Source organism: Aeromonas sp. FDAARGOS 1417 (assembly GCF_019046985.1).
Taxonomy (GTDB): Bacteria; Pseudomonadota; Gammaproteobacteria; order Enterobacterales; family Aeromonadaceae; genus Aeromonas; species Aeromonas veronii.
The window spans coordinates 2,267,667-2,287,692 of sequence record NZ_CP077221.1 but is presented as its reverse complement, the minus strand read 5'-3'; the positions used below and the strand labels follow the sequence as shown (position 1 = coordinate 2,287,692).

Genomic DNA, 20,026 nt, shown 5'->3' with positions numbered 1-20,026 from the left:
ATCAGGATAAGTAGATATCGTGAGCTGGCTCCGCCTCTTTATCGCTACTCGAAAGGTTCCAGATACCCCTGGATCGACTTCTTCAACCAGGCCAACACCTTGCCGTGATAGGCGTTTTCCGCCAGATAGACCCCGTAATCGCGCCACTGCAGGCTGAACTTGTGTTTCAGGGTCAGCAGGGTGCCTTGTCGCAGCTGGCTCTGGATCAGAGGCGAGGGGAGCACCGCCCAGCCAAGGCCGTCCAGCACCGCATTGCGCATCAACTCGAAGCTGGAGAGACCAATATGCTTGCCACCCACTGGCAGCAGGCTTTTTACCGAAAATTCATCTACATACGAGAGGGTAACCTGGGTGTGATCGGTCAGATCCTGCTGTTTGACCCGCTTAAGTCCGGCCAGCGGATGGCTGGGTGCCACCACCATCAGGGTGCGGATCGGGTTGAGCACGTCGATATTGAGGCCGCTGCGCTCCTGATCTTCGGTAATAAGGCCAACAGCGGCATCGACGAATCCCTCTTCCACCAGCGCCGGTAGTTCGGGTGGGGAGGCGAGCACTAGCGAGATACTGGTACCGGGAAACTGATTGTGCAGGCTGGCCAGCATCTCGCGCCATACTGGCTCGGGAATGGCGTCATCGCGGGCAACCCGCAGCGCCACTTCGGCCCCCGAGGCGTAATGTTTGCACTTCTGCTGCAGGCTATTGGCTGCCTGCAGCAGGCGAGTGCAATCATCAAGCACCAGCTCGCCGATCTCGGTCAGACGACTCTGATTGGCACCTCGTTCAAAAAGTTCGACGCCAAGCTCAACTTCCAGCGCCGCGATGGCAGTGCTGACGGCGCTGCGGCTTTTGCCGAGGCGACGGGCGGTGTTGGCAATAGAGCCGCTATTGGCTGACTCTACAAAGAGTTCTATCTGATATAGCTTCATGTTTTACAGGCTGTTGCGGAGTTTTTCACCATCACCTTAGCGTGCCGAACCAATGCAAGGCAAACCTGTGGCGTCGGAATAATCGACGCTGAGCGATTGTCGCGAGTTGCTTCTCCCCGTTTACCATCTCTCCCGTCGAAGCAACAAAGGCATCTTATATGTTATTAAGTCGTATGTTTCTGGCCCGGCTGTTTTTGACCGGCGCCATCGTGACCGAGGTCGCCGGTACCTCCAGCATGGCCATGATCCCCGAGCAGGGAGCTGGCTGGATGAATTACATCCCGATGTGGCTGTTGATCGGCTTCTCGTACTGGTTGCTGGCGAAAGCCGCCAAAACAATCTCCATTGGTATTGCGTTTGCGCTCTGGGAGGGGCTCGGGATCACCCTGATCACCATAGTGTCGGTCATGTTCCTTGGTTACGATGTGACCGTTCAGGAGCTGATTGGCCTGGCTCTCGCGATAGTGGGGATTGTTATGGTGACCATGGGGGAGACCCATGATGAGCCCGCAGACAAGTCAGTAGAAGCGGAGGCCACAGCATGAGTCCGTTTGTGATTGTATTGGGTGCCGCACTGATCGATATCGGCGCCAACATGGCCATCAACCGCTCCAAGGGTTTTCGTTACAAGGGGGGGGATTCCTGGGGATCATGCTGGTACTCGGCGCCTTTACCCTGCTCTCGGAAGCGGTAAGTGGCGGTCAGATTGACCTGGCTGTTGCCTACGCCACCTGGGGGGCTATCGGCATCGTCGGTACGGCACTGGGTGGTTTGCTCTTCTTCGGTGAGCGGCTCAAGCCCATCGGCTGGGCTGGCATGATGGTGATGGCGCTGGCTGTCGTTATGCTGACTACCGCCTGATAACCTGAAGCAATAAAAAAAGCCGCCCGGTAGCAACCGGGCGGCTTTTGTTTGGCTGATTGCTTGGTCGATGCAGGCTCAGCGCGGCGCTTCGTAGAGCTCCAGCGGCAGGCCGTCGGGGTCGGCGAAGAAGGTAAAGCGTTTGCCGGTCAGCTCGTCCACCCGTACCGGCTCTACCTCGACCCGATGGGCCAGCAGGTGGGCGATGACCCGGTCAAGATCGCTGACCCGAAAGGCGAGATGGCGCAGGCCGCACGCCTCGGGGCGGGAGGGACGTTCGGGAGGCGCGGGGAAGCTGAACAGCTCCAGCTGGCTGCCGTCCGGCAGGGCCAGATCCAGTTTCCACGACTGGCGCGCCTCACGCAGGGTCTCGGCGATGATGGGTAGCCCCAGCACCTCGTGGTAGAAGTGGCGCGAACGTGGGTAATCGCTGGCGATGATGGCCACATGGTGGATGGCGTCAAACAGCGGAAAGGTCATGGTGTTTCCTTGTCAGCAGCATAGTGAACGGGCAGCCTGCGCTGCCCGTGTTGTTGATCTAGTTGAAGAAACCGCCGAACCAGTCATCCAGCGCACTGCGTGGCGTCGCACTGCTTGCGCAACCGGCCGGGGAGCCCATGGTGGAGGCTTTGGCCGGTACCTGCAGGCTGCCCGGGCAGTCGCTGGTGACGCGGGTGCCGCTGGCGCGGGAGAAGTTGGCCCAGGTGACCCCTTCCGGCATCTTCAGCCCCAGACTGTTGACGCCGCGCTGGCTCATGTAGCCGCTAAAGAGCTGCAGAGCACCACTGGCACCGGTCAAGCCCGCCGGGGTGTTGTCGTCGCGACCGACCCAGATACTGACCAGTTCGTTGTTGTCCATCCCGGCAAACCAGGAGTCGCGCAGCTCGTTGGTGGTGCCTGTCTTGGCCGCCATGGTGGCGCCGGGGAACTTGGCACTGAGGGCGCGGGCTGTGCCCTGACTCACCGTCTTGGTCATGGCGAACAGGGTCAGCCAGCTTGCTTGCTGGTCGGTGACCCGCTTGGCGGTCTGATCATGCTGATAGAGCAGGCTGCCATCTCCGTTCACCACGGCGCGAATGGCCGACAGCGGCTGGGTCAGTCCCTGATTGGCGATGGGCAGATACATCTGGTTCACCTCCAGCGGGGAGAGGGCCACCGCCCCCAGCACCAGCGACGGATAGGGCTGGATCTCCTGCTGGACTCCCAGCTTGTGCAGGGTATCGACTACCTTCTCCAGCCCCACCTGCAGACCCAGATTGACGGTCGGCACGTTGAGTGAGCTGGCCAACGCATCCATCAGCGGCACGCTCTGGCGGAACTTGCGATCGTAGTTTTGCGGCGTCCAGACCTGACCATCCTGACCGCGAATGCGGATCGGCTGATCTTTGAGCGGAGTCGCCAGGGTCAGACCGTTTGAGAGACCGGTCAGGTAGACCGCCGGTTTCACCAGCGAGCCGATCTGGCGGCGGGCATCCAGCGCCCGGTTGAACCCGGCGTAGCGGGGATCGCGGCCACCGACCAGCGCGACGACTTCACCCTTGTGCCAGTCGGAGACCACCATGGCCGCCTCCAGCTTCTTCTTGCCGCGCAGCTTCTCGATATCGGCGAGGCCCGATTCGACCGCTCGCTCGGCCGCATGCTGGGCGATGGGATCGAGGCTGGTGAAGATCTTGAGGCCAGACTGCTTGAGCAGATCGGCGCCGAAGCGGCTCTGGATCTCCCGCTTGAGCAGTCCCATAAAAGCCGGGGTGCGACCATAACTCATCTGGCCGCGAGCGATGATGCCGAGGGGCTGACGGCTGGCCAGTTCATACTCGGCCTGGGTCAAGCTGCCGTGATCCATCAGCAGCTTCAGCACCAGATCACGGCGGGTCTTGGCCCGCTCCGGGAAGCGCCAGGGGTCGTAATAGGAGGGGCCTTTCACCAGACCGACCAGCAGGGCCACCTGATCGATATCCAGCTCGTTGACCGGAATGCCGAAGTAGAAGTAGGAGGCAAGCCCGAAGCCGTAGACCCCTTGCGAGAAGTTCTGCCCCAGATAGACCTCGTTGAGGTAGGACTCCAGGATCTCGTCCTTGCTGTAGCGATAGTCGATCAGCACAGCCATGTAGGCTTCCTGCAGTTTGCGCCACAGGCTGCGCTCACGGGTCAGGAAGAAGTTTTTGGCCAGCTGCTGGGTCAGGGTACTGCCCCCCTGCACGGTGCGACCCGCGATCAGGTTGGCGAACATGGCGCGCATGATGGCCACCGGCGAGACGCCGCCATGCTGGTAGAAGTCGCGATCTTCGGTGGTGAGTAGGGTCACCAGCAGGCTGTCGGGCACTTCGGCGATACGCACCAGCAGGCGATCTTCCCGATCTTCGGTATTGAGGCGATCGAGCAGCACCGGGTCCATCTGGGCGTAACCGAGCTGGCGCTGGTTCTCCAGCGACTGGATCCCCTCGAGGCGCGGGCCGTTGAAGGTGAGGCGCAGGCCGCGGGCTCCATCGGCGCCATCATAGAATTCGAACGGACGGCGAATCAGCTCGATGCGGTTGCCGTTGATGGTGTATTCACCCGGCGTGTGAGGTTGGCGCACCTGCTTGTAGCTCAGCATGTTGAGCTCGCGCAGCATCTGGTCCCGCGACAGGCGCTGGCTGGGGTAGAGCTCCAGCGGACGGCTGTAGACCATCACCGGCAGCTGCCACTTCTCGCCATCGAAGCGCTCGCGCACCTTGGTATCGAGGTAGATGCCAAACACCACCATAAAGGCCGCCACCACCAGGGAGAGCTTGAAGCCAAGCCAGAACAGCTTGCGCCAGATGGTGCGTTTGGGCGCTGCCTTCTTGGGGGCACGCTTGCGTCGTTGGGTTGCCATAAATCCTCTTTGCTTTCCTTTCTACTTGTTATGTCGCATTCGCGAACGTCCGAGCGGGATTAACCCGTCGAACCTAGATGCCCATCTTCTTTTTGGTAACTTTGGTCGGCATCGCCTCCAGCGGATTATCCGGCCAGTAGTGGCGGGGATAGCGCCCCTTCATCTCTTTTTTCACCTGCTCGTAGGATCCAGCCCAGAAAGCGGCCAGATCGGCAGTGATCTGCAGCGGTCGTTGGGCGGGGGAGAGCAGCTCCACTACCAGCGGCACCCGGCCATCGGCCACGCAGGGGGTCGAGCCTTGCCCGAACATCTCCTGAATGCGCACTGGGATCACCGGTGCCTGCCCTGGCTGATAGCGGATCCGTACCCGGCTGCCGGTCGGTGCCGCAAAGTGGCTCGGCAGCGCCTCGTCCAGCCGTTTGGGCAACGGCCAGGGCAGGGATTGGCGCAGGATGTCGCCGAGGTTGAGCTTTTTCAACTGCTCCAGCCGGGTCATGCCGCTCACCGCTGGCAGCAACCACTGTTCGAGGGTGGCCAGCAGGCTCTCGTCATCCATCGCGGGCCACCCCTCATCGGGCAGCCAGTCGCGGGCGCAGCGCAGGCGGGCCAGCAGCCCTTCGCTGCTCTCGTCCCACGGCAACACATGCAGCCCCTTGCGGCGAATGCCTTGCAGCAGGCAGCGCCCTTTCTGCTCGTCAGAGAGTTCGGTCAGCGGTCGCTGGCTCAGCACCAGCTCGCCGATCACCTGCTGGCGTTCGGCGCGTACTCGCTCTTCCCGCTCATCCCAGTCGAACCACTGCCGTTCGCTCACCAGCTCCGGCAGCAGGTGCACCAGCTCGTCCAGATCGACCGGTTCGGCGATAAAGATGCGGCTGCCGCGATCGTTCTGCCCCATCTCGATGGCGATAAGGGCCCCTTGTCCCTGACAGGGATGACCTTCTACCAGATCGCAGCTCACCCCACCACTGAGTTGATAGCGACTGCCGCTGCGCAGTTTGCCGATGCGATCCGGCCAGGCGAGGGCGCAGAGCAGCCCCAGCCACTGACCCTGCGCACTGGCAGGGCGGGCGCCAAGCCGTTCAAACCAGCGGGCCGCGCTCTGGCGCAGGGCACTTTGACGGCGGTGGAACAGCACAGAGAGGCGCTCCGATCCTCGCAGATCTTCTTCCTGCAACGCCACCAGATAAGCGGCATCGGCGACAATCCCTGTCAGACCTTCAGCTTCCAGCTCGCGGGCGCGCAGCAGCATGCGGGCGAGCCGGGGATGGGTACCGAAGGCGGCCATGGCACGGCCAGCGGGAGTGAGTTGTTGCTCACCCTCCGGCTTCATGGCACCAAGGTCCACCAGCAGCCGCTGGGCGCTAGCGACGGCCGCCGCGGGAGGCATATCGAGCAGCGGCAGATCTTCCACCTTTGCCCCCCACTGGGCGGCGTCCAGCAGCAGGCCGGTCAGCTCCTGAGTGAGGATATCTGGCGGGCTCTGCTCGGCGAGTCGCTCCTGCACCTCGCTGCTCCAGAGCCGGTAGCAGACACCGGGGCCGAGACGGCCAGCACGGCCTGCCCGCTGGGTGGCGGAGGATTTGGCTATCTGGCGGGTCTCCAGTCGGGTGACGCCGCTTTTCAGATCAAAGGAAGCCCGTCGTTCCAGCCCGCTGTCGATCACCACCGAAATCCCTTCGATGGTGAGGGAGGTCTCCGCCACATTGGTGGTGAGCACCAGCTTACGGCGGCCGGCAGGTGCCGGTTCGATGGCCGCCTGCTGCGCCGCCATATCGAGGCGGCCGTAGAGGGGAGAGAGGGTCACGTTGCCCGGCAGTTTGTCTGCCAACCACTGCGCCAACCGCTCGATCTCACCCTGTCCGGGCAGAAAGACCAGCAGGCTGCCGCGGTGGGCGGCCAGCGCTTCGAGTACCACGGCGCCGACCTGCGGCTCCAGCCATTGCTGGCGATTGGCGGGGCGGTAGTGGTAATCGATAGGGAAACCACGCCCCTCGGAGCGAACCACAGGGGCATCCGGCAACAAGGTCTCGAGTGCCATGCCATCCAGGGTTGCGGACATCACCAGGAGCTTGAGGTCATCGCGCAATCCCTGCTGGCTCTCGATGGCGAAGGCCAATGCGGTATCGGCGTGCAGACTGCGTTCGTGGAACTCATCGAAGATCACCAGCGAGACGCCATTCAGCTCAGGGTCTTGCTGCAACATCCGGGTCAGCACCCCTTCGGTGACGATCTCGAGCCGGGTCGCGGAGCTGGTGCGGCTCTCGCCGCGCACTCGCAGGCCGATGCGCTCGCCCACCTTCTCCCCCAGCTGACGGGCCAGAAAAGTGGCGATATTGCGCGCAGCCAGGCGCCTTGGTTCCAGCATGATGATGCGGCCGTGCAGCCGGTTCTGACGCACCAGCTCCAGCGGCAGCAGGGTCGATTTGCCTGCGCCGGGGGGCGCCTGCAGGATCACGCTGGTGTGGCTGTCGAGGGCGGCAAAGAGTTCGGGCAATACCGAAACGATGGGGAGCTGGGACAAAGCGATGAGCACCTTTTGTGGCAACCGGTAAAACGGCGCCTATTCTGCCACAGCCACCCGCACCACCGTGAGTGGATGTGCGGAGATGGCTACTCGGGCGGGAGGGCGCGAGACATGGCCGGATGGCTGCCATAGAATGGGCCCATCCAATGAGCGTGAAAAAGGCATTATCACCACATGGCCAAACTCTTCTTTGCCCTGCCCGTCAAGGAGCTCGCCCCCGAGCTCATCGCCTGGCGCGATCAGCTGCCCTGGCCCGGTCAGCCGGTGCCGCAAGCCAACCTCCACCTGACCCTCGCCTTTCTGGGGGAGGCTGACGAGTTGACCACCCGCCGCCTGATCGCCGCCGTAGAGCGCCAGCACTGTCCGCCGCTCTCCATCAGGCTGGATGAGACCGGCTGGTTCAGCCGGGCCAAGGCCGCCTGGATTGGCCCGAAGGAGTGGCCCAACGAGCTGACCGTGCTGGCAAAGGCGCTGCGCCGCCACGGCGAGAAGTTGCGTCTTGGCAATGGCGAGCAGGGTTATCGCCCCCATGTCACCCTGTCGCGCAAGGCGGTCGAGGCGCCTGCCATCCTGCCTGCCCCAAATTTTCTGCTGCAGGCCGATGAGTTCTGCCTCTATCAATCCATCTCGACCCCGGACGGGGTGCGCTACGAGCCGCTTGCCTGCTGGCCGCTGCGCGCCCGGGTAAAAGAAGACGCGCGGAGGGCTAACCCATGATTTTTGATCCCCCCCTGCAATCGGGCCAGCTGGTGGCCCGCTACAAGCGCTTTCTGGCCGATGTGCAACTCGATAACGGCGAGGTCATTACCATCCATTGCGCCAATACCGGTGCCATGACCGGTTGTGCCGATCCGGGCACCCGGGTCTGGTACTCCACCTCCGATAACCCCAAGCGCAAGCTGCCCAACAGCTGGGAGATCGCCGAGAGCCCGGCGGGCCACTTTATCTGCGTCAACACGGCGCGCGCCAACCAAATTGCCCGGGAGCTTATCGAGCAGGAGGCCATCGCTCCGCTGGCGGGTTACAGCCGGTTGCGCACCGAGGTGAAGTATGGCGAAGAGAACAGTCGCATCGATCTGTTGCTGGAAGATGACGAAAAGGGCAATTGTTACATCGAGGTAAAATCGGTCACCCTGCTCGACGAGCGGGAGGAGGCTGGCATGGGCTACTTCCCCGATGCGGTCACCGCCCGTGGTGCCAAGCATTTGCGCGAGTTGATGGCGATGAAAGCGGCGGGCCACAGGGCCGTGCTGCTCTTTATGGTGTTGCACTCCGGAATAAGCCGGATGCGCCCTGCAACCCATATAGATCCGCACTATAGTCTGCTAATTGAGCAGGCAATCGCGGCGGGGGTTGAAATTTTATGCTATCGGCCCCATGTTGGGGTGCAAGGCATGGTGGCTCAAGGGTTTATCCCGTTTGAATCTGGTCACCTGTTACCCGAGGGGAGTGCATAAATATTGGAGTGGGTAACATTATTGGTACGGCTCGTTTGCTTACCCGTTACCCTTCTGCTATAGATGTCGCCCTCAATTTATGGATGGCACGGGTAGCGTGCTGAATTAGGAGACAGGGCATGCCAACAGGCGAAAACAGGAAATCTCTGGGCCCCCTGGCCATTGCGGGTGTCGCGCCTTACCAGGAAAAGCCGGGTGAGGAGTACATGAATGACCAACAAAAGGCGCATTTTCGCAAGATCCTGGGTGCCTGGCGCAACCAACTGATGCAGGAAGTTGATCGTACCGTCGACCATATGAAAGACGAGGCAGCCAACTTCCCGGATCCCGTGGATCGTGCCGCGCAAGAAGAAGAGTTCGCTCTTGAACTGCGTACCCGCGACCGTGAACGCAAGCTGATCAAGAAGATCGAGAAGACCTTGCAGCTGCTTGAAGACGATGATTTCGGTTACTGCGAACACTGCGGTATCGAGATCGGTATCCGTCGTCTGGAAGCCCGTCCGACTGCCGACCTCTGTGTCGATTGCAAGACGCTGGCCGAGATCAAGGAAAAACAGATGGCCGGTTGATCCCGACCCTCTGGTATATGAAAAAGGGAGCTCGCGGGCTCCCTTTTTTATTGAGCTTTTGGCGGTCGCGCCCCAGAATGCAGCCTCAATGAATCGCTTACCCGAACAGTCATGCCAGTGAATTCCCCGTCCTCACCCCTTGTGCGCCCCTATGTGGGCCGTTTTGCCCCCTCACCCTCAGGCCCGCTTCATTTCGGTTCGCTGATCGCCGCCCTCGGCAGCTTTTTGCAGGCCAGAGCGCAGCAGGGACGTTGGCTGGTGCGCATCGAAGATATCGATCCGCCGCGGGAGATGGCAGGGGCAGCGACCCTGATCCTCAAGACTCTTGAAGCATATGGTCTCGAGTGGGATGGGGAGGTGATGTTCCAGAGCGCGCGCCACGGCCGTTATGACGAGATCATCGACCAGCTCTATCGGGCGGGGGACCTCTACTGGTGCCGCTGCACCCGGCGCGAAATCATGGCCGCGGGCGGTCTCTACAGCGGCCACTGCCGCACGCTGGGGCTGGCGGCCGAAGGTTGCGCGGCCCGGCTGCGCCAGCACCATCCGGTCTACCACTTCGATGATCGCTTGCAGGGCCATATCGCGGTCCCGGCGGCGCTCGCCGAGGAGGATTTCATTATCCGTCGCCGCGACGGGCTCTATGCCTACAACCTGGCAGTGGTGGTGGATGATATGGACAGCGGCATCACCGAGATAGTGCGCGGCGCCGATCTGCTGGAGCCCACGGTGCGCCAGATTGCCCTCTACCAGACCCTGGGGGCGCCGGTGCCTGACTGGGTGCATTTGCCGCTGGCGGTGCTGGCCGACGGCAACAAGCTCTCCAAGCAGAACCATGCGCCGGCCCTGGCGCTCGATGAGGTGCGACCTGCCCTGTGGCAGGCGATGCACTTCCTCGGCCAGTGCCCGCCGCCCGAGCTGATGGTGAGCCGGATCGACGAGATCATCGGGTGGGGCATCGCCAACTGGCAGCTCGAACGGGTGCCAGCCAGCGAGAAGATCCCGCTCGCGGATTGCTGAGTCGACCAGGTGATTTTTGTTTGATTGAGCGTAAATTGCCGCTGTTGATTGTGATTTTATCGGGATGATCCGTTTCAAACGGGATCAATTGTCAGCACGGTTTTTCATTTGGTTAGGCGTGAGCTATCATAGGCCGCTATTTTTTGGCCTCCCGTCAATTTAGAAGTCATGAAGAGGTGTACCATTTTTTCCCAGATCGCAAACTTTTGCCGCAAGGTGCTCGGCAAGGAAGACGGCGAGCAGTCGGTGGAATCCCCCATTCCAGCCCGTGTCGCCGGTCAACGTCGTACCTTAAGCCGTGATCAGCACCCTATTTCGCGCAAAGAGATCAGCGAGAATGCACTCAAGGTGCTCTATCGCCTGAACAAGGGCGGCTACGAAGCCTACCTGGTCGGCGGCGGAGTCCGGGATCTGCTGCTCGGGAAGACGCCCAAGGATTTCGACATCGCAACCGATGCGACGCCGGAGCAGATCAAGGCGCTGTTCAGCAACTGCCGCCTGATTGGCCGTCGTTTCCGCCTGGCCCACATTGTCTTTGGTCGTGACGTGATCGAAGTGGCCACCTTCCGCGGTCACCACCATCAGGTCAATACCAGCAAACATGTGTCGGCCCAGTCTGATGAAGGCATGCTGCTGCGCGACAACGTCTACGGCACCATCGAAGAGGATGCCGAGCGCCGCGACTTTACCGTCAACGCCCTCTACTACAGCGCCAAGGATTTCACTCTGCACGATTTCGAAGGGGGTCTGGAAGATCTGGCCGAGCGCAAGCTTGAGCTGATCGGTGATCCCGAGACCCGTTATCGTGAAGATCCGGTGCGGATGCTGCGCGCCGTGCGCTTTGCCGCCAAGCTGGATATGACCATCAGTCCGCGTACCGCCGCCCCTATCAAGGAGCTGGCGCCACTGCTGCAAGACATCCCGGCTGCCCGCCTGTTTGAGGAGACCCTCAAGCTGTTCCTGGCTGGCGACGGTCTGGCGACCTACAAATTGCTGCGCGAGTATGGTCTGTTCCAGCAGCTCTTCCCGCAAGTGGCTGCGCTGTTTACCCCGCACGGCAACTCGCCCTACGAGCAGTTTATCGAGCAGGCGCTGATCGATACAGACACCCGCGTTCGTGAAGACAAGCGCGTCACCCCCGCCTTCCTCTATGCCACCCTGCTGTGGGGCTGCGTCGAGGCCCGTGGTCGGGTGCTGGAGAACGAGAGCGGCCTGCCCTGGTATGACGCCTTCATGCTGGCGATCAACGAGGTGCTGGACAATCAGGTGCGGATCATCGCCGTTCCCCGCCGTTTCACCACAGATGTCCGCGACATCTGGGCACTGCAACAGCGGCTGACCCGTCGTCAGGGCAAGCACCCCGAGCGCGCCATGGAGCATCCCAAGTTCCGCGCGGCGTTCGACTTCCTGTTGCTGCGCAACCGGGTCGAGCGCGGTCTCGGCGAGTTGGCCAGCTGGTGGGAGCGCTATGTTGCCTCCAATCCGGATGTACGCCCGCAACTGCAGCGTGAAGCGACCCGTCGCCCGGCAAGCGGTGAGCGCGGCGAGGCTCGCAGCCACGATGGCGAGAAGCGCAGCAGCAACAGCCGTAACCGCCGTCGCCCCCGTCGCCGCAAACCGAAAGTGGCCGAGTGACAACAGACGTGATGACCGAGGTCTTCATCGCCATTGGTTCCAACCTGTCTGATCCGCTGGGTCAGGCTCGTCGCGCCGTTGCCGCGTTGGCAAGGTTGCCGGAATCTGTGCTGGTGGAGGCCTCGTCGTTTTACAGCAGCCGCCCCATGGGGCCTGCTGACCAACCGGACTACGTCAATGCCGTGGCCCGGCTCAATACCCGGCTCGCGCCCCTTGCGCTGCTGGATCAACTACAAAAAATCGAGCTGGAACAGGGACGTGTGCGCAAAGATGAGCGGTGGGGGCCGAGAACTCTGGATCTCGACCTGCTGCTCTATGGGGATCAGGTGATCAACCATGAGCGCCTGATCGTACCCCACTACGGCATGAAGGAGCGGGAGTTCGTGCTGCTGCCCCTTGCCGAAATTGCGCCTGCTCTGGTGCTGCCCTGCGGCACCCCGCTCGCCCGACTGGTTGCCCGCTGCCCGCACAATGATTTGGCCATCATTGCCCCGCGTGCAGACGTACAGGAGCCTCTATGAGCAAGATCACCACCGCCAGCCTGCTGAAGATGAAGCAGGAAGGTCAAAAGTTCACCGCCATCACCGCCTATGATGCCACCTTTGCCAAGCTGTTCGACGATGAGGGCGCCCACGTGCTGCTTATTGGCGATTCACTGGGCATGGTGCTGCAAGGGGGTCAGGATACCCTGGCGGTCAACATGGATGAGATGGTCTATCACACCCGCTGTGTGGCGCGCGGTGCCAGCAAGGCACTGGTGGTCGCCGACATGCCGTTCATGAGCTACGCCACCCCCGAGCAGACTTACCAGAACGCTGCCCGCCTGATGGCGGCCGGTGCCCGCATGGTGAAGATGGAAGGGGGCGACTGGCTGTGTGACTCCATCCGCCACCTCACCCGCAACGGGGTGCCGGTGTGCGGTCACCTCGGCCTCACTCCGCAATCCGTTCACGTCTTTGGCGGCTTCAAGGTGCAGGGGCGCGACGAGTTTCAGGCGCAGGAGATCTACCGTCAGGCCCTCGAACTGCAAGCGGCCGGTATTCAGCTGCTGGTGCTCGAGTGTGTGCCCACTGCGCTGGCCGAGCGCATCACCAAGGCGCTTCGCATCCCGGTGATCGGCATTGGTGCCGGCCCCGCGACCGATGGTCAGATTTTGGTGATGCACGATGCCTTTGGCGTCACCTCCGGCTATGTGCCCAAGTTCACCAAGAACTTCCTGGCCGAGACCGGCGATGTGCGTGCCGCCATCCGCCTCTATGTGCAGCAGGTGAGCGAGGGGAGCTTCCCCGGCCCGGAGCACTGCTTCAACTGATCCTGGCGGTTGCATGATGGGGGCTGCGGCCCCCGTCTCTGCTTCTCAGCCTCGCACAGCTAATCCGTATAGCTAATCCGTATCTTATTGATTCATCTAAAGGTGAACTGCTGATAGCCATGTTCGTGCCCCATCCCGCCCGAGCGCTACCGGTAGATGCAACCCGTCTCTCTTTTTGATTTATCGGAAGGTGAACTGCTGATGTTGGTCGTAAATAATCCCGTCGTTCTGCGTGAGCAGATCAGCCAATGGCGCCGTGAAGGGCGTGCCATCGCATTCGTGCCCACCATGGGCAATCTGCATCAGGGCCACCTGACGCTGGTGAAAGAGGCGCACAGCCACGCCGAGAAGGTGGTGGTCAGCATCTTCGTCAACCCGATGCAGTTCGACAAGGCCGAGGATCTCGCCAACTATCCGCGCACTCTGGAGCAGGATTGCGCTGCGCTGGAAGCGGCCGGTGTCGATATGGTGTTCACCCCGACCCCGGAGATCATGTATCCGCAGGGGCTGGCCAGCCAGACCTTCGTCGAGGTGCCGGGTCTCTCCAATCTGCTGGAGGGGGCGCTGCGCCCGGGTCACTTCCGCGGTGTCAGCACAGTCGTCACCAAGCTGTTCAATCTGGTACAGCCGGATGTGGCCTGCTTTGGCCAGAAGGATTACCAGCAGCTGGCGCTTATTCGCAAGATGGTGGCCGACATGGCGATGCCCATCGAGATCGTCGGCGTGCCCACCGTGCGGGCCGAAGACGGGCTGGCACTCTCTTCCCGCAACGGCTACCTGACTGCCGCCGAGCGTGCCATTGCCCCCGAGCTGGCGCGCACCATGAACTGGATCGCCGAGCAGATTGAAGCGGGTGACCATCACCTGCCGTCGCTGGTGGCGCAGGCAAGCCAGCGTCTCGACAACGCCGGTTTTCGTACCGATGCCATCGACATCGTCGATGCCGCCACCCTCGAATCAGCCACAGACGAGAGCGCGCAGCTGGTGATCCTGATGGCTGCTTATCTTGGCAAGGCCCGCCTTATCGACAATCAAGTGGTCACGCTGCAGCAAGCCTGAGCCCGCCACAACCAGGAGGACCCCATGTCCAAGAAGGTTTACTGCATTGCCCAATTCCTGCCCAAACCCGGTCAGGAGCAAGCCCTGTTTCAGGTGCTGCAGGCGCTCGAGCCCAACACCCTGCGTGAGGATGGTTGCCTGCAATATCGGGTAACCCGCCACATCGCGAGCCCGTTTGCCGAGGGGGAAAGCTTTCCCATCGTGTTCAACGAGATTTGGCAAGATATGGCGGCTTTCGAGGCGCACTGCCAGCGCGCCGAAATCAAGGCGTTCTTTGAGCGTTACTGTCTGGCGGAAGATGGTTTGGCCGCGAAGTGGAATGTCTGCGTCTATAGCGACGAACCCGAACAGTACGACGCCCCCGTAAAGAAGTAATTCCCCCGATTGCCAGCGGACGCCCCCTCGGGCGTCCGCTGCTTTTCACGCCTGCACTCTCCTGCATCCCGGCGTTTTGTTCTGCGGCCCAGCCCGCATCTCCCTTCGTTTCTATCCACTTTTGGCCTGATGGCCGCTACAGGTACTCATGATGTTTGTCCTGATTGCATCGCTTGTTTTCTGTCTGCTCTGTTTTGCTCTCACCCGGTTGCCTACCGGTTTGCCGCTCTCGCGCAAGGTGCTTGCGGGTCTGCTGCTTGGCGCCCTGTTCGGGCTGGCGCTGCAATTGGGGTGGGGCGCCGATGATGCCGACGTTCAGCAGACCCTGGAGTGGGTCAATATCGTTGGCGGTGGCTATGTCAGCCTGCTCAAGGTGGTGATGATGCCGCTGGTGTTCACCTCCATCCTCTCCGCCATCAACAAGCTGGAGCAGGCCCAGTCTCTCGGCAAGATCAGCGCCGTGCTGATCGGTTCCATGCTGACCCTGGTGATGATCGCCGGTGTGGTGGGGATGACCATCACCCACCTAAGCGGTCTCACGGCAGCCGGGTTGTTGAGTCACGGTAGCGACAGCGCCACCCTGCAACAGAGCATGAGCACCATCGACAGTGCCCAGACCCTGCCTGCCCTGCTGCTCTCGCTGGTGCCCACCAACTTTGCCGCCGATATGGCGGGTAGCCGCGGCCTCTCGGTGATCGGCGTGGTGATCTTTACCGTGCTGGCGGGGGTTGCCCTGCTGCAGTTGAAGGCGGAGCATCCACAGGCTGGTGCTCGCGCCGCCGTCGCCATCGACACCCTGCAACTGTGGGTGATGAAGATGGTGCGGGTGGTGATTGCACTCACCCCCTATGGGGTGATGGCGCTGATCGCCCGGGTGGTTGCCCACTATCCCCTTAGCGAGATCCTCAGCCTGCTTGGTTTTATTCTGGTCTGCTATGTCGCCATTCTGGCGATGTTTGCGGTACACATGGTGATCCTGCTGCTGATCGGTCAGAACCCGCTGCACTATTTGCGGGAAGTGTGGGGCGTGCTCACCTTCGCTTTTATCTCCCGCAGCAGCGCCGCCTCCATCCCGCTCAGCATCGAGACCCAGCAGCGTCTTGGGGTGCCCGCCAGCATCGCCAACTTTGCCGCCTCGTTCGGTGCCAACCTCGGCCAGAACGGCTGCGCCGGCATCTATCCGGCCATGATGGTAGCGATGATTGCCCCCATGCTTGGCATCAACCCGTTTGATCCCCTGTTTCTGCTGACTCTGCTGCCGGTGATTGCTCTGGGCTCCATCGGGGTGGCCGGCGTCGGCGGTGGTGGGACGTTCGCCTCGCTGATCGTGCTCTCCACCCTCAACTTCCCCATCGCGCTTGTGGGGGTGATGATCGCCATCGAGCCGCTGGTGGATATGGGCCGTACCGCGCTCAACGTCAACGGCTCCATCATGGCGGCGATGATCTCCAAACGGTTGCTGGGCAAGCAGCAGCTGGCCAACGTGGAGACGGTGCAGACGCAGGCCGCCAGTTAACTCTGAGTGTTGCCCAATATGAAAGAAGCCCGCAGTTGCGGGCTTCTTTCATATCGACTGTGTTGCCTTGTGGGCAGACGCAGTTACTCGGCAGAGACGGGGTAACCGGCGCCTTTCCAGGCGAAGATGCCGCCCGGCACCCGATAGACCTGCTGATAGCCCTGAGTCACCGCCCAGGCGGCGGCATTGTGGCTGCGGCCGCACTTGACGAAGCCACAGTAGATCACCACAGGACGGGACTTGTCTTCACCCAACAGCGCCTGGAACTGCTCCGCCGTGCCGCTCCCCTCGACAATCTCGCTCCAGTTGTCACCGGCCTTGGCCTCCTTCACGAAGACAAAGTTCTTGGCGCCCGGGATGTGCTCTTTCTTGTAGGAGTCCTCATAGGGCATGGTGTCGATGATCACCAGCTCCTCGCCCTTGTCCATCCGGGTCTTCAGCTCGGCCACGGTCAGCAGCTGATAGCCCCCTTGCTGTGTCTCTTGCGCCAGCTGCACCGCCGACTGCTCCAGCTTCACCTCCTGCTCGAACTGGTTGTCGCCACAGCCACCGAGGGCAAAGCTGGCGGCGATCAGCGAGGCCAGCAGGGTGCGGGATCGCAATGTCATCATGTCACTACTCCTTTAGAACGGGAAAAACGGGGCGGGAAGTTCGCAGCAGGGCGCCCGCAAGCGTCAGTAGCAGCAGATCCCGCACAATGGCCTCCGGCAACGAGCTGAGGTCAGCCCTGCCTAGACAGCCGCAAGAGATGTCGAGCCCGATGGCAACGCCATAGCCCAACACCGGAATAAACAGGGCGAGCAGTCCGATCACCAGCCAGAGTCCCCAGCGCCGGTTGGCGATGACTGCAAGCCCGGCGCAGAGCTCCAGCGCGATCAGCCCCCAGGCCACCGGTGGGAGCAGTGACGGCCAGATCAGCCCGAAAGCCGCGATCTGTTCGACAAACAGGGCGGGGGAGACCAGCTTGAACCCGGCAGAGGCGAGGAAGAATCCCCCCAGAGCCAGATTGGCCAGCATGCGCAACAACGCAGGCATGTTCTACCTCTTTATAGAGAGGTGTGAATTCTAACAATTCCCGATTGAGCCGCAATGACTAAACCCATGCCGGACAAGATAAATCTCGATTTTGCGGGGTAGTGACCAGAATAAGTGCGCTAGACCCTGATGGTGGCGGTTGTGGAGGCGGAATGCTGTGGCTGTGTCGATTGCTCCCTGTCGTGCTGGTGGGTCAGCAGTTCGGCAGCCAGCTCGATGGCCCGCTCGAGCAGTAGCAGCAGGCTGTCGACTGTCAGATGATCGAGCCACTCGCGGGCCCAGATCAGGGTCTCTCCCTGCTCGGTTTGATCCAGCAGAAACACCGGCTCGTCGCCAAGGTGGTTGAGCAGGGGCGTGTTTGGCATAGCGTGGCCCGGTAGCAGCAGATAGATCACCAGATGGCCCTCATCCTCTGCCAGCGTCAGCACCAGTTCGTCGTTGATGGCGAGGGTGGTGGCTGTCTGTCCGGCCACCGGAAGCGGAAGTCCAAGTTGTGTGTACAGGGCGGTGATGAGAGCGTGATACATGGCCAAACCTCGGGCAGGGGGAGAGTGACACCCTATGCGGCTGATCGGTGGCTGCTTATCACTTGTCGTCATTTTTTTAGCGTTTTTGGTCGGCGGGGCGAGTGGTCATGCCGAAATTGTGAGCTGACAGACATCTTTTACGGGTCAGTCCGAATCCTAAAAAAGCGGGACCATCGCTGACAGGGTGACAAGGGGGGTCGGCGTACGCTGAGGATCTTCTCTCTCATCAACGCAGGTTTCTTGCCATGAAAATTGCCTCCCCGGATATTGATGTAAGCCGTCATCAGCAGACAAGCTCTGATGCCACTCCACCTGCTACTGTTCGCCTTGGCAACGCCAGACTACGGCTGCTGGATGCCGGTAACCGGGAGTTCGATAGGGGGATCCGCCGTGGTATTGGCCATCGGCAGAGCCCGGAACTCAAGGCAGTCAAGCAGGCGGTGCGGCACTACCAGGCCCAGCCAACGCCTTCTCTGGCCGGGCTGGCGAAGATCGAACAGGCGCTGCAGTTCTGGATCGACTCGGGCAAGAACCGCTCCCGTCAGCAGGATCCCGTGTTGCAAAAACTGGTCGATGACATCGCTGTCCGCCGTCAGGCGTTGGCACAGGGTGGCAAGCCTCCCTCATTCCAGCTGGCGTGGGTCTGCAACGAACAGGGGAGGGTCAATCAGCCTATCGAGAGTAACCAGCAGATCCGCCAGTGGTGCAGCGAGTTGGCTCGCCTGCAACAGGAGGGGGCCAACGACCTGTTCAAGCAGGAGCTGCAAGGGGGGCTCGATCTGATGTTCGGGGTGAGTGAGGGGATGATGGCGCGGCGGCTGGAGCGGGCGCCGACCCGTGAAGAGGTCGCAGCAAGCCACGAGTGGCAGCTGTTTTGCGGGACCTTGCGTCAGGCTCTGCCTGCACTGGGTGAGCTCAAGCCGCAAGCCACTGCCGAGGAGAATGGTCGCGATATCCTGCTGACCCACAGTCAGTTGCTGGAGCTGGGCCACCTCAAGGAGGTTCTGGATCTCAGCATTCAGCAGCAGGTGAGCAAGCAGGGGGAGATTGGCCTGCTCAGGACCGAGCTGCTGACCGCGCTGGTGGATGGACTGAATGAGCCGTGGCTTGAGCGCGAGGCGCAGGAGAAGGCGCTCTGGCAGGGAGAGGGCGCATCAGGCAAGCACTATCAGAGAGGTGTACGGGCCGAGCTCAAGAGCCCTCTCTCTGCTGCCAGCAAGGAGCTGAAACCGGGTGAGCCCGTGAGCCAGAAGGCCTTTGGCGGGCTCGGGCTGGTCAGTGCCAGTGCGCTGGTGGAGGCTTTCGCCAAGATCGAGATTGGCAAGTGGGAGGGGCGTCGCGATACGCCGGTAGGAGAGTTTGCCGGCAAGGTGGCTCTGACCCAGGAGAACAAGGCGAGTGCCAAGGCCGAGCTGGTGATTGGCAAGGCGGAGGGCTCATTGGTGTTCAATCCGGTGAACAAGATCGTCAATGATACCGACGGATCGCGCTACACCCCGGGGCCCCATGACCTTAGTCTGCTGCGCATCGGGGCCAGTGCCGAGCTGGTGAGCAGGCTGGGGCTGTCGGTTGAGGGGAGCTGGACTATCGGCAACCTGCTTAACGCCAAGTTGGCAGGCTCGGCCGAGGTGGTAGCCAATGCCAAGCTGGAGGCCGGTGCAGCGGCTATCATGACGCCCAATGGGCCAGTGGTCAGCGTGACGGCCAACGCCTCGGCCTTTGCTGGTATGAAAGCAGAGGGGAGTGCCCAGCTCAATCTGCTCAAGAGTCAGTATGCGGATGCCTATAGCCTTTCGGCCAAAGTACGCGCCTCCGCCAATCTGGGTGTAGGTGCATCGGCCGGTGCCACTGCGGCTTTCGGGCCACAGGGAGCCAAGTTTCATACTACCCTTGGCGTGACACTGGGGGTGGGGTCAGATGTCGGTTGGGAGGGCGGAGTCAACGCCATGGCAACCAAGGCGTATGCACTGGAGCTGGCCGCTCGTGCGGTAAGCAACTTTGATCAGCGCAAAGGGGAGCAGCTAGATGGACTGGCGATGGCGGCAGGGAATGAAAACCGTCTCTTCGAACTGGCCCAGCGGGTCGATAACCGGATTGTCACTCTCGCCACCCAGTTGGAGGAACTGCAGCTGGCGGCCAGTGAGAACCGGATCCGGATGCAGGAGAGCCTGATCGATCCCGAGCTCGCTGCTGGTCGAACCGCCATGGCGCAGGCTATCGACGATGCCTTCGGTCAGGAGCGGGTCGATGAGCTGGGGGGCGTCACGGTTCCCGAGCGGGCTGCCGAGCGCAACGAAAAGCTTGAGCTCACCGCCCGGCTGCTAAAGGATCACGCTATCCGGGTCTAAGTCAT

At 61.6% G+C, this 20,026-nt stretch carries 19 protein-coding genes and 1 pseudogene; 13 read left to right on the top strand and 7 right to left on the bottom strand.

The features are described 5' to 3' along the window. Nucleotides 1-44: 44 nt before the first annotated feature. Nucleotides 45-926 (bottom strand): LysR family transcriptional regulator, encoded by an 882-nt coding sequence (locus I6L47_RS10260; RefSeq protein WP_216949267.1) that lies wholly within the window; start codon nucleotides 924-926, stop codon nucleotides 45-47. Nucleotides 927-1,084: 158 nt separating this feature from the next. Here I6L47_RS10260 and I6L47_RS10255 point away from each other — a divergent pair, with 158 nt between their 5' ends. After that, a complete protein-coding gene (locus tag I6L47_RS10255; RefSeq protein ID WP_005335660.1) occupies nucleotides 1,085-1,471 on the top strand; it encodes a multidrug efflux SMR transporter in 387 nt (128 codons plus the stop codon). Continuing rightward, nucleotides 1,468-1,787, top strand: a pseudogene (locus I6L47_RS10250) (SMR family transporter). The gene I6L47_RS10255 and the pseudogene I6L47_RS10250 overlap by 4 nt, the downstream one beginning before the upstream one ends. Before the next feature lie 78 nt (nucleotides 1,788-1,865). Here I6L47_RS10250 and I6L47_RS10245 read toward each other — a convergent pair. The 3 genes from I6L47_RS10245 to hrpB form a co-directional block, all read right to left on the bottom strand. Next, the gene (locus I6L47_RS10245) at nucleotides 1,866-2,267 is read right to left on the bottom strand and encodes a VOC family protein (protein ID WP_139410338.1); all 402 of its coding nucleotides are present in this window, start codon (nucleotides 2,265-2,267) and stop codon (nucleotides 1,866-1,868) included. A 58-nt stretch (nucleotides 2,268-2,325) separates the two neighbouring features. Further along, nucleotides 2,326-4,644: a penicillin-binding protein 1B gene (gene mrcB, locus I6L47_RS10240; protein ID WP_042052390.1), complete on the bottom strand. Its 2,319-nt coding sequence runs from the start codon at nucleotides 4,642-4,644 to the stop codon at nucleotides 2,326-2,328. Nucleotides 4,645-4,717: 73 nt separating this feature from the next. Next, the gene (gene hrpB, locus I6L47_RS10235; protein ID WP_216949266.1) at nucleotides 4,718-7,165 is read right to left on the bottom strand and encodes an ATP-dependent helicase HrpB; all 2,448 of its coding nucleotides are present in this window, start codon (nucleotides 7,163-7,165) and stop codon (nucleotides 4,718-4,720) included. 177 nt (nucleotides 7,166-7,342) lie between these two features. Between hrpB and thpR the strand changes: the two genes are divergently transcribed. The 10 genes from thpR (at nucleotide 7,343) to I6L47_RS10185 (ending at nucleotide 16,111) form a co-directional block, all read left to right on the top strand. Beyond that, a complete protein-coding gene (thpR, locus tag I6L47_RS10230) occupies nucleotides 7,343-7,885 on the top strand; it encodes an RNA 2',3'-cyclic phosphodiesterase (protein ID WP_139436865.1) in 543 nt (180 codons plus the stop codon). Beyond that, nucleotides 7,882-8,625 (top strand): DNA/RNA nuclease SfsA, encoded by a 744-nt coding sequence (gene sfsA, locus I6L47_RS10225; protein ID WP_216949265.1) that lies wholly within the window; start codon nucleotides 7,882-7,884, stop codon nucleotides 8,623-8,625. Before thpR ends, sfsA begins: the two co-directional genes overlap by 4 nt. 119 nt (nucleotides 8,626-8,744) lie before the next feature. After that, a complete protein-coding gene (gene dksA / locus I6L47_RS10220) occupies nucleotides 8,745-9,194 on the top strand; it encodes an RNA polymerase-binding protein DksA (RefSeq protein ID WP_005335644.1) in 450 nt (149 codons plus the stop codon). A 111-nt stretch (nucleotides 9,195-9,305) separates the two neighbouring features. Continuing rightward, the gene (gluQRS, locus tag I6L47_RS10215; RefSeq protein WP_216949264.1) at nucleotides 9,306-10,214 is read left to right on the top strand and encodes a tRNA glutamyl-Q(34) synthetase GluQRS; all 909 of its coding nucleotides are present in this window, start codon (nucleotides 9,306-9,308) and stop codon (nucleotides 10,212-10,214) included. A 168-nt stretch (nucleotides 10,215-10,382) separates the two neighbouring features. Next, nucleotides 10,383-11,849, top strand: a complete 1,467-nt coding sequence (gene pcnB, locus I6L47_RS10210) for a polynucleotide adenylyltransferase PcnB (protein ID WP_005335642.1) — start codon at nucleotides 10,383-10,385, stop codon at nucleotides 11,847-11,849. An 11-nt stretch (nucleotides 11,850-11,860) separates the two neighbouring features. Next, nucleotides 11,861-12,370, top strand: a complete 510-nt coding sequence (folK, locus tag I6L47_RS10205) for a 2-amino-4-hydroxy-6-hydroxymethyldihydropteridine diphosphokinase (RefSeq protein WP_005354659.1) — start codon at nucleotides 11,861-11,863, stop codon at nucleotides 12,368-12,370. Further along, nucleotides 12,367-13,161, top strand: a complete 795-nt coding sequence (gene panB / locus I6L47_RS10200) for a 3-methyl-2-oxobutanoate hydroxymethyltransferase (protein ID WP_005335640.1) — start codon at nucleotides 12,367-12,369, stop codon at nucleotides 13,159-13,161. The genes folK and panB overlap by 4 nt, the downstream gene beginning before the upstream one ends. A gap of 201 nt (nucleotides 13,162-13,362) precedes the next feature. Then, the gene (gene panC / locus I6L47_RS10195) at nucleotides 13,363-14,220 is read left to right on the top strand and encodes a pantoate--beta-alanine ligase (protein WP_005335639.1); all 858 of its coding nucleotides are present in this window, start codon (nucleotides 13,363-13,365) and stop codon (nucleotides 14,218-14,220) included. A gap of 24 nt (nucleotides 14,221-14,244) precedes the next feature. Continuing rightward, nucleotides 14,245-14,595, top strand: a complete 351-nt coding sequence (locus I6L47_RS10190) for a putative quinol monooxygenase (RefSeq protein WP_005354654.1) — start codon at nucleotides 14,245-14,247, stop codon at nucleotides 14,593-14,595. A gap of 151 nt (nucleotides 14,596-14,746) precedes the next feature. Continuing rightward, complete coding sequence (locus I6L47_RS10185; RefSeq protein ID WP_367949205.1) at nucleotides 14,747-16,111, top strand: cation:dicarboxylase symporter family transporter; 1,365 nt, start codon at nucleotides 14,747-14,749, stop codon at nucleotides 16,109-16,111. Between the two features lie 83 nt (nucleotides 16,112-16,194). Here I6L47_RS10185 and I6L47_RS10180 read toward each other — a convergent pair whose 3' ends face one another. The 3 genes from I6L47_RS10180 to I6L47_RS10170 form a co-directional block, all read right to left on the bottom strand. Beyond that, on the bottom strand, nucleotides 16,195-16,722 hold the full coding sequence (locus I6L47_RS10180; RefSeq protein ID WP_101315599.1) for a rhodanese-like domain-containing protein: 528 nt from the start codon (nucleotides 16,720-16,722) through the stop codon (nucleotides 16,195-16,197). A gap of 4 nt (nucleotides 16,723-16,726) precedes the next feature. After that, a complete protein-coding gene (locus I6L47_RS10175; protein ID WP_216949262.1) occupies nucleotides 16,727-17,146 on the bottom strand; it encodes a MauE/DoxX family redox-associated membrane protein in 420 nt (139 codons plus the stop codon). A 119-nt stretch (nucleotides 17,147-17,265) separates the two neighbouring features. Next, nucleotides 17,266-17,673: a hypothetical protein gene (locus I6L47_RS10170; RefSeq protein ID WP_088868509.1), complete on the bottom strand. Its 408-nt coding sequence runs from the start codon at nucleotides 17,671-17,673 to the stop codon at nucleotides 17,266-17,268. Between the two features lie 245 nt (nucleotides 17,674-17,918). Here I6L47_RS10170 and I6L47_RS10165 point away from each other — a divergent pair, with 245 nt between their 5' ends. Beyond that, nucleotides 17,919-20,021 carry a hypothetical protein gene (locus I6L47_RS10165; RefSeq protein WP_216949261.1) on the top strand — a complete coding sequence of 701 codons (2,103 nt, stop codon included), beginning with the start codon at nucleotides 17,919-17,921 and terminating at the stop codon, nucleotides 20,019-20,021. Nucleotides 20,022-20,026: the final 5 nt, after the last annotated feature.

Bases quoted from the DNA above. Each gene is read 5' to 3' on its own strand.
- gluQRS (WP_216949264.1), top strand. From the start codon at position 9,306: ATGCCAGTGAATTCCCCGTCCTCACCCCTTGTGCGCCCCTATGTGGGC.
- I6L47_RS10185 (WP_367949205.1), top strand. From the start codon at position 14,747: ATGTTTGTCCTGATTGCATCGCTTGTTTTCTGTCTGCTCTGTTTTGCT.
- I6L47_RS10170 (WP_088868509.1), bottom strand. From the start codon at position 17,673: ATGTATCACGCTCTCATCACCGCCCTGTACACACAACTTGGACTTCCG.
- mrcB (WP_042052390.1), bottom strand. From the start codon at position 4,644: ATGGCAACCCAACGACGCAAGCGTGCCCCCAAGAAGGCAGCGCCCAAA.
- panB (WP_005335640.1), top strand. From the start codon at position 12,367: ATGAGCAAGATCACCACCGCCAGCCTGCTGAAGATGAAGCAGGAAGGT.
- folK (WP_005354659.1), top strand. From the start codon at position 11,861: ATGACCGAGGTCTTCATCGCCATTGGTTCCAACCTGTCTGATCCGCTG.
- panC (WP_005335639.1), top strand. From the start codon at position 13,363: ATGTTGGTCGTAAATAATCCCGTCGTTCTGCGTGAGCAGATCAGCCAA.
- I6L47_RS10245 (WP_139410338.1), bottom strand. From the start codon at position 2,267: ATGACCTTTCCGCTGTTTGACGCCATCCACCATGTGGCCATCATCGCC.
- I6L47_RS10165 (WP_216949261.1), top strand. From the start codon at position 17,919: ATGAAAATTGCCTCCCCGGATATTGATGTAAGCCGTCATCAGCAGACA.
- I6L47_RS10260 (WP_216949267.1), bottom strand. From the start codon at position 926: ATGAAGCTATATCAGATAGAACTCTTTGTAGAGTCAGCCAATAGCGGC.
- I6L47_RS10190 (WP_005354654.1), top strand. From the start codon at position 14,245: ATGTCCAAGAAGGTTTACTGCATTGCCCAATTCCTGCCCAAACCCGGT.
- pcnB (WP_005335642.1), top strand. From the start codon at position 10,383: ATGAAGAGGTGTACCATTTTTTCCCAGATCGCAAACTTTTGCCGCAAG.
- thpR (WP_139436865.1), top strand. From the start codon at position 7,343: ATGGCCAAACTCTTCTTTGCCCTGCCCGTCAAGGAGCTCGCCCCCGAG.
- I6L47_RS10175 (WP_216949262.1), bottom strand. From the start codon at position 17,146: ATGCCTGCGTTGTTGCGCATGCTGGCCAATCTGGCTCTGGGGGGATTC.
- I6L47_RS10180 (WP_101315599.1), bottom strand. From the start codon at position 16,722: ATGATGACATTGCGATCCCGCACCCTGCTGGCCTCGCTGATCGCCGCC.
- sfsA (WP_216949265.1), top strand. From the start codon at position 7,882: ATGATTTTTGATCCCCCCCTGCAATCGGGCCAGCTGGTGGCCCGCTAC.
- I6L47_RS10255 (WP_005335660.1), top strand. From the start codon at position 1,085: ATGTTATTAAGTCGTATGTTTCTGGCCCGGCTGTTTTTGACCGGCGCC.
- dksA (WP_005335644.1), top strand. From the start codon at position 8,745: ATGCCAACAGGCGAAAACAGGAAATCTCTGGGCCCCCTGGCCATTGCG.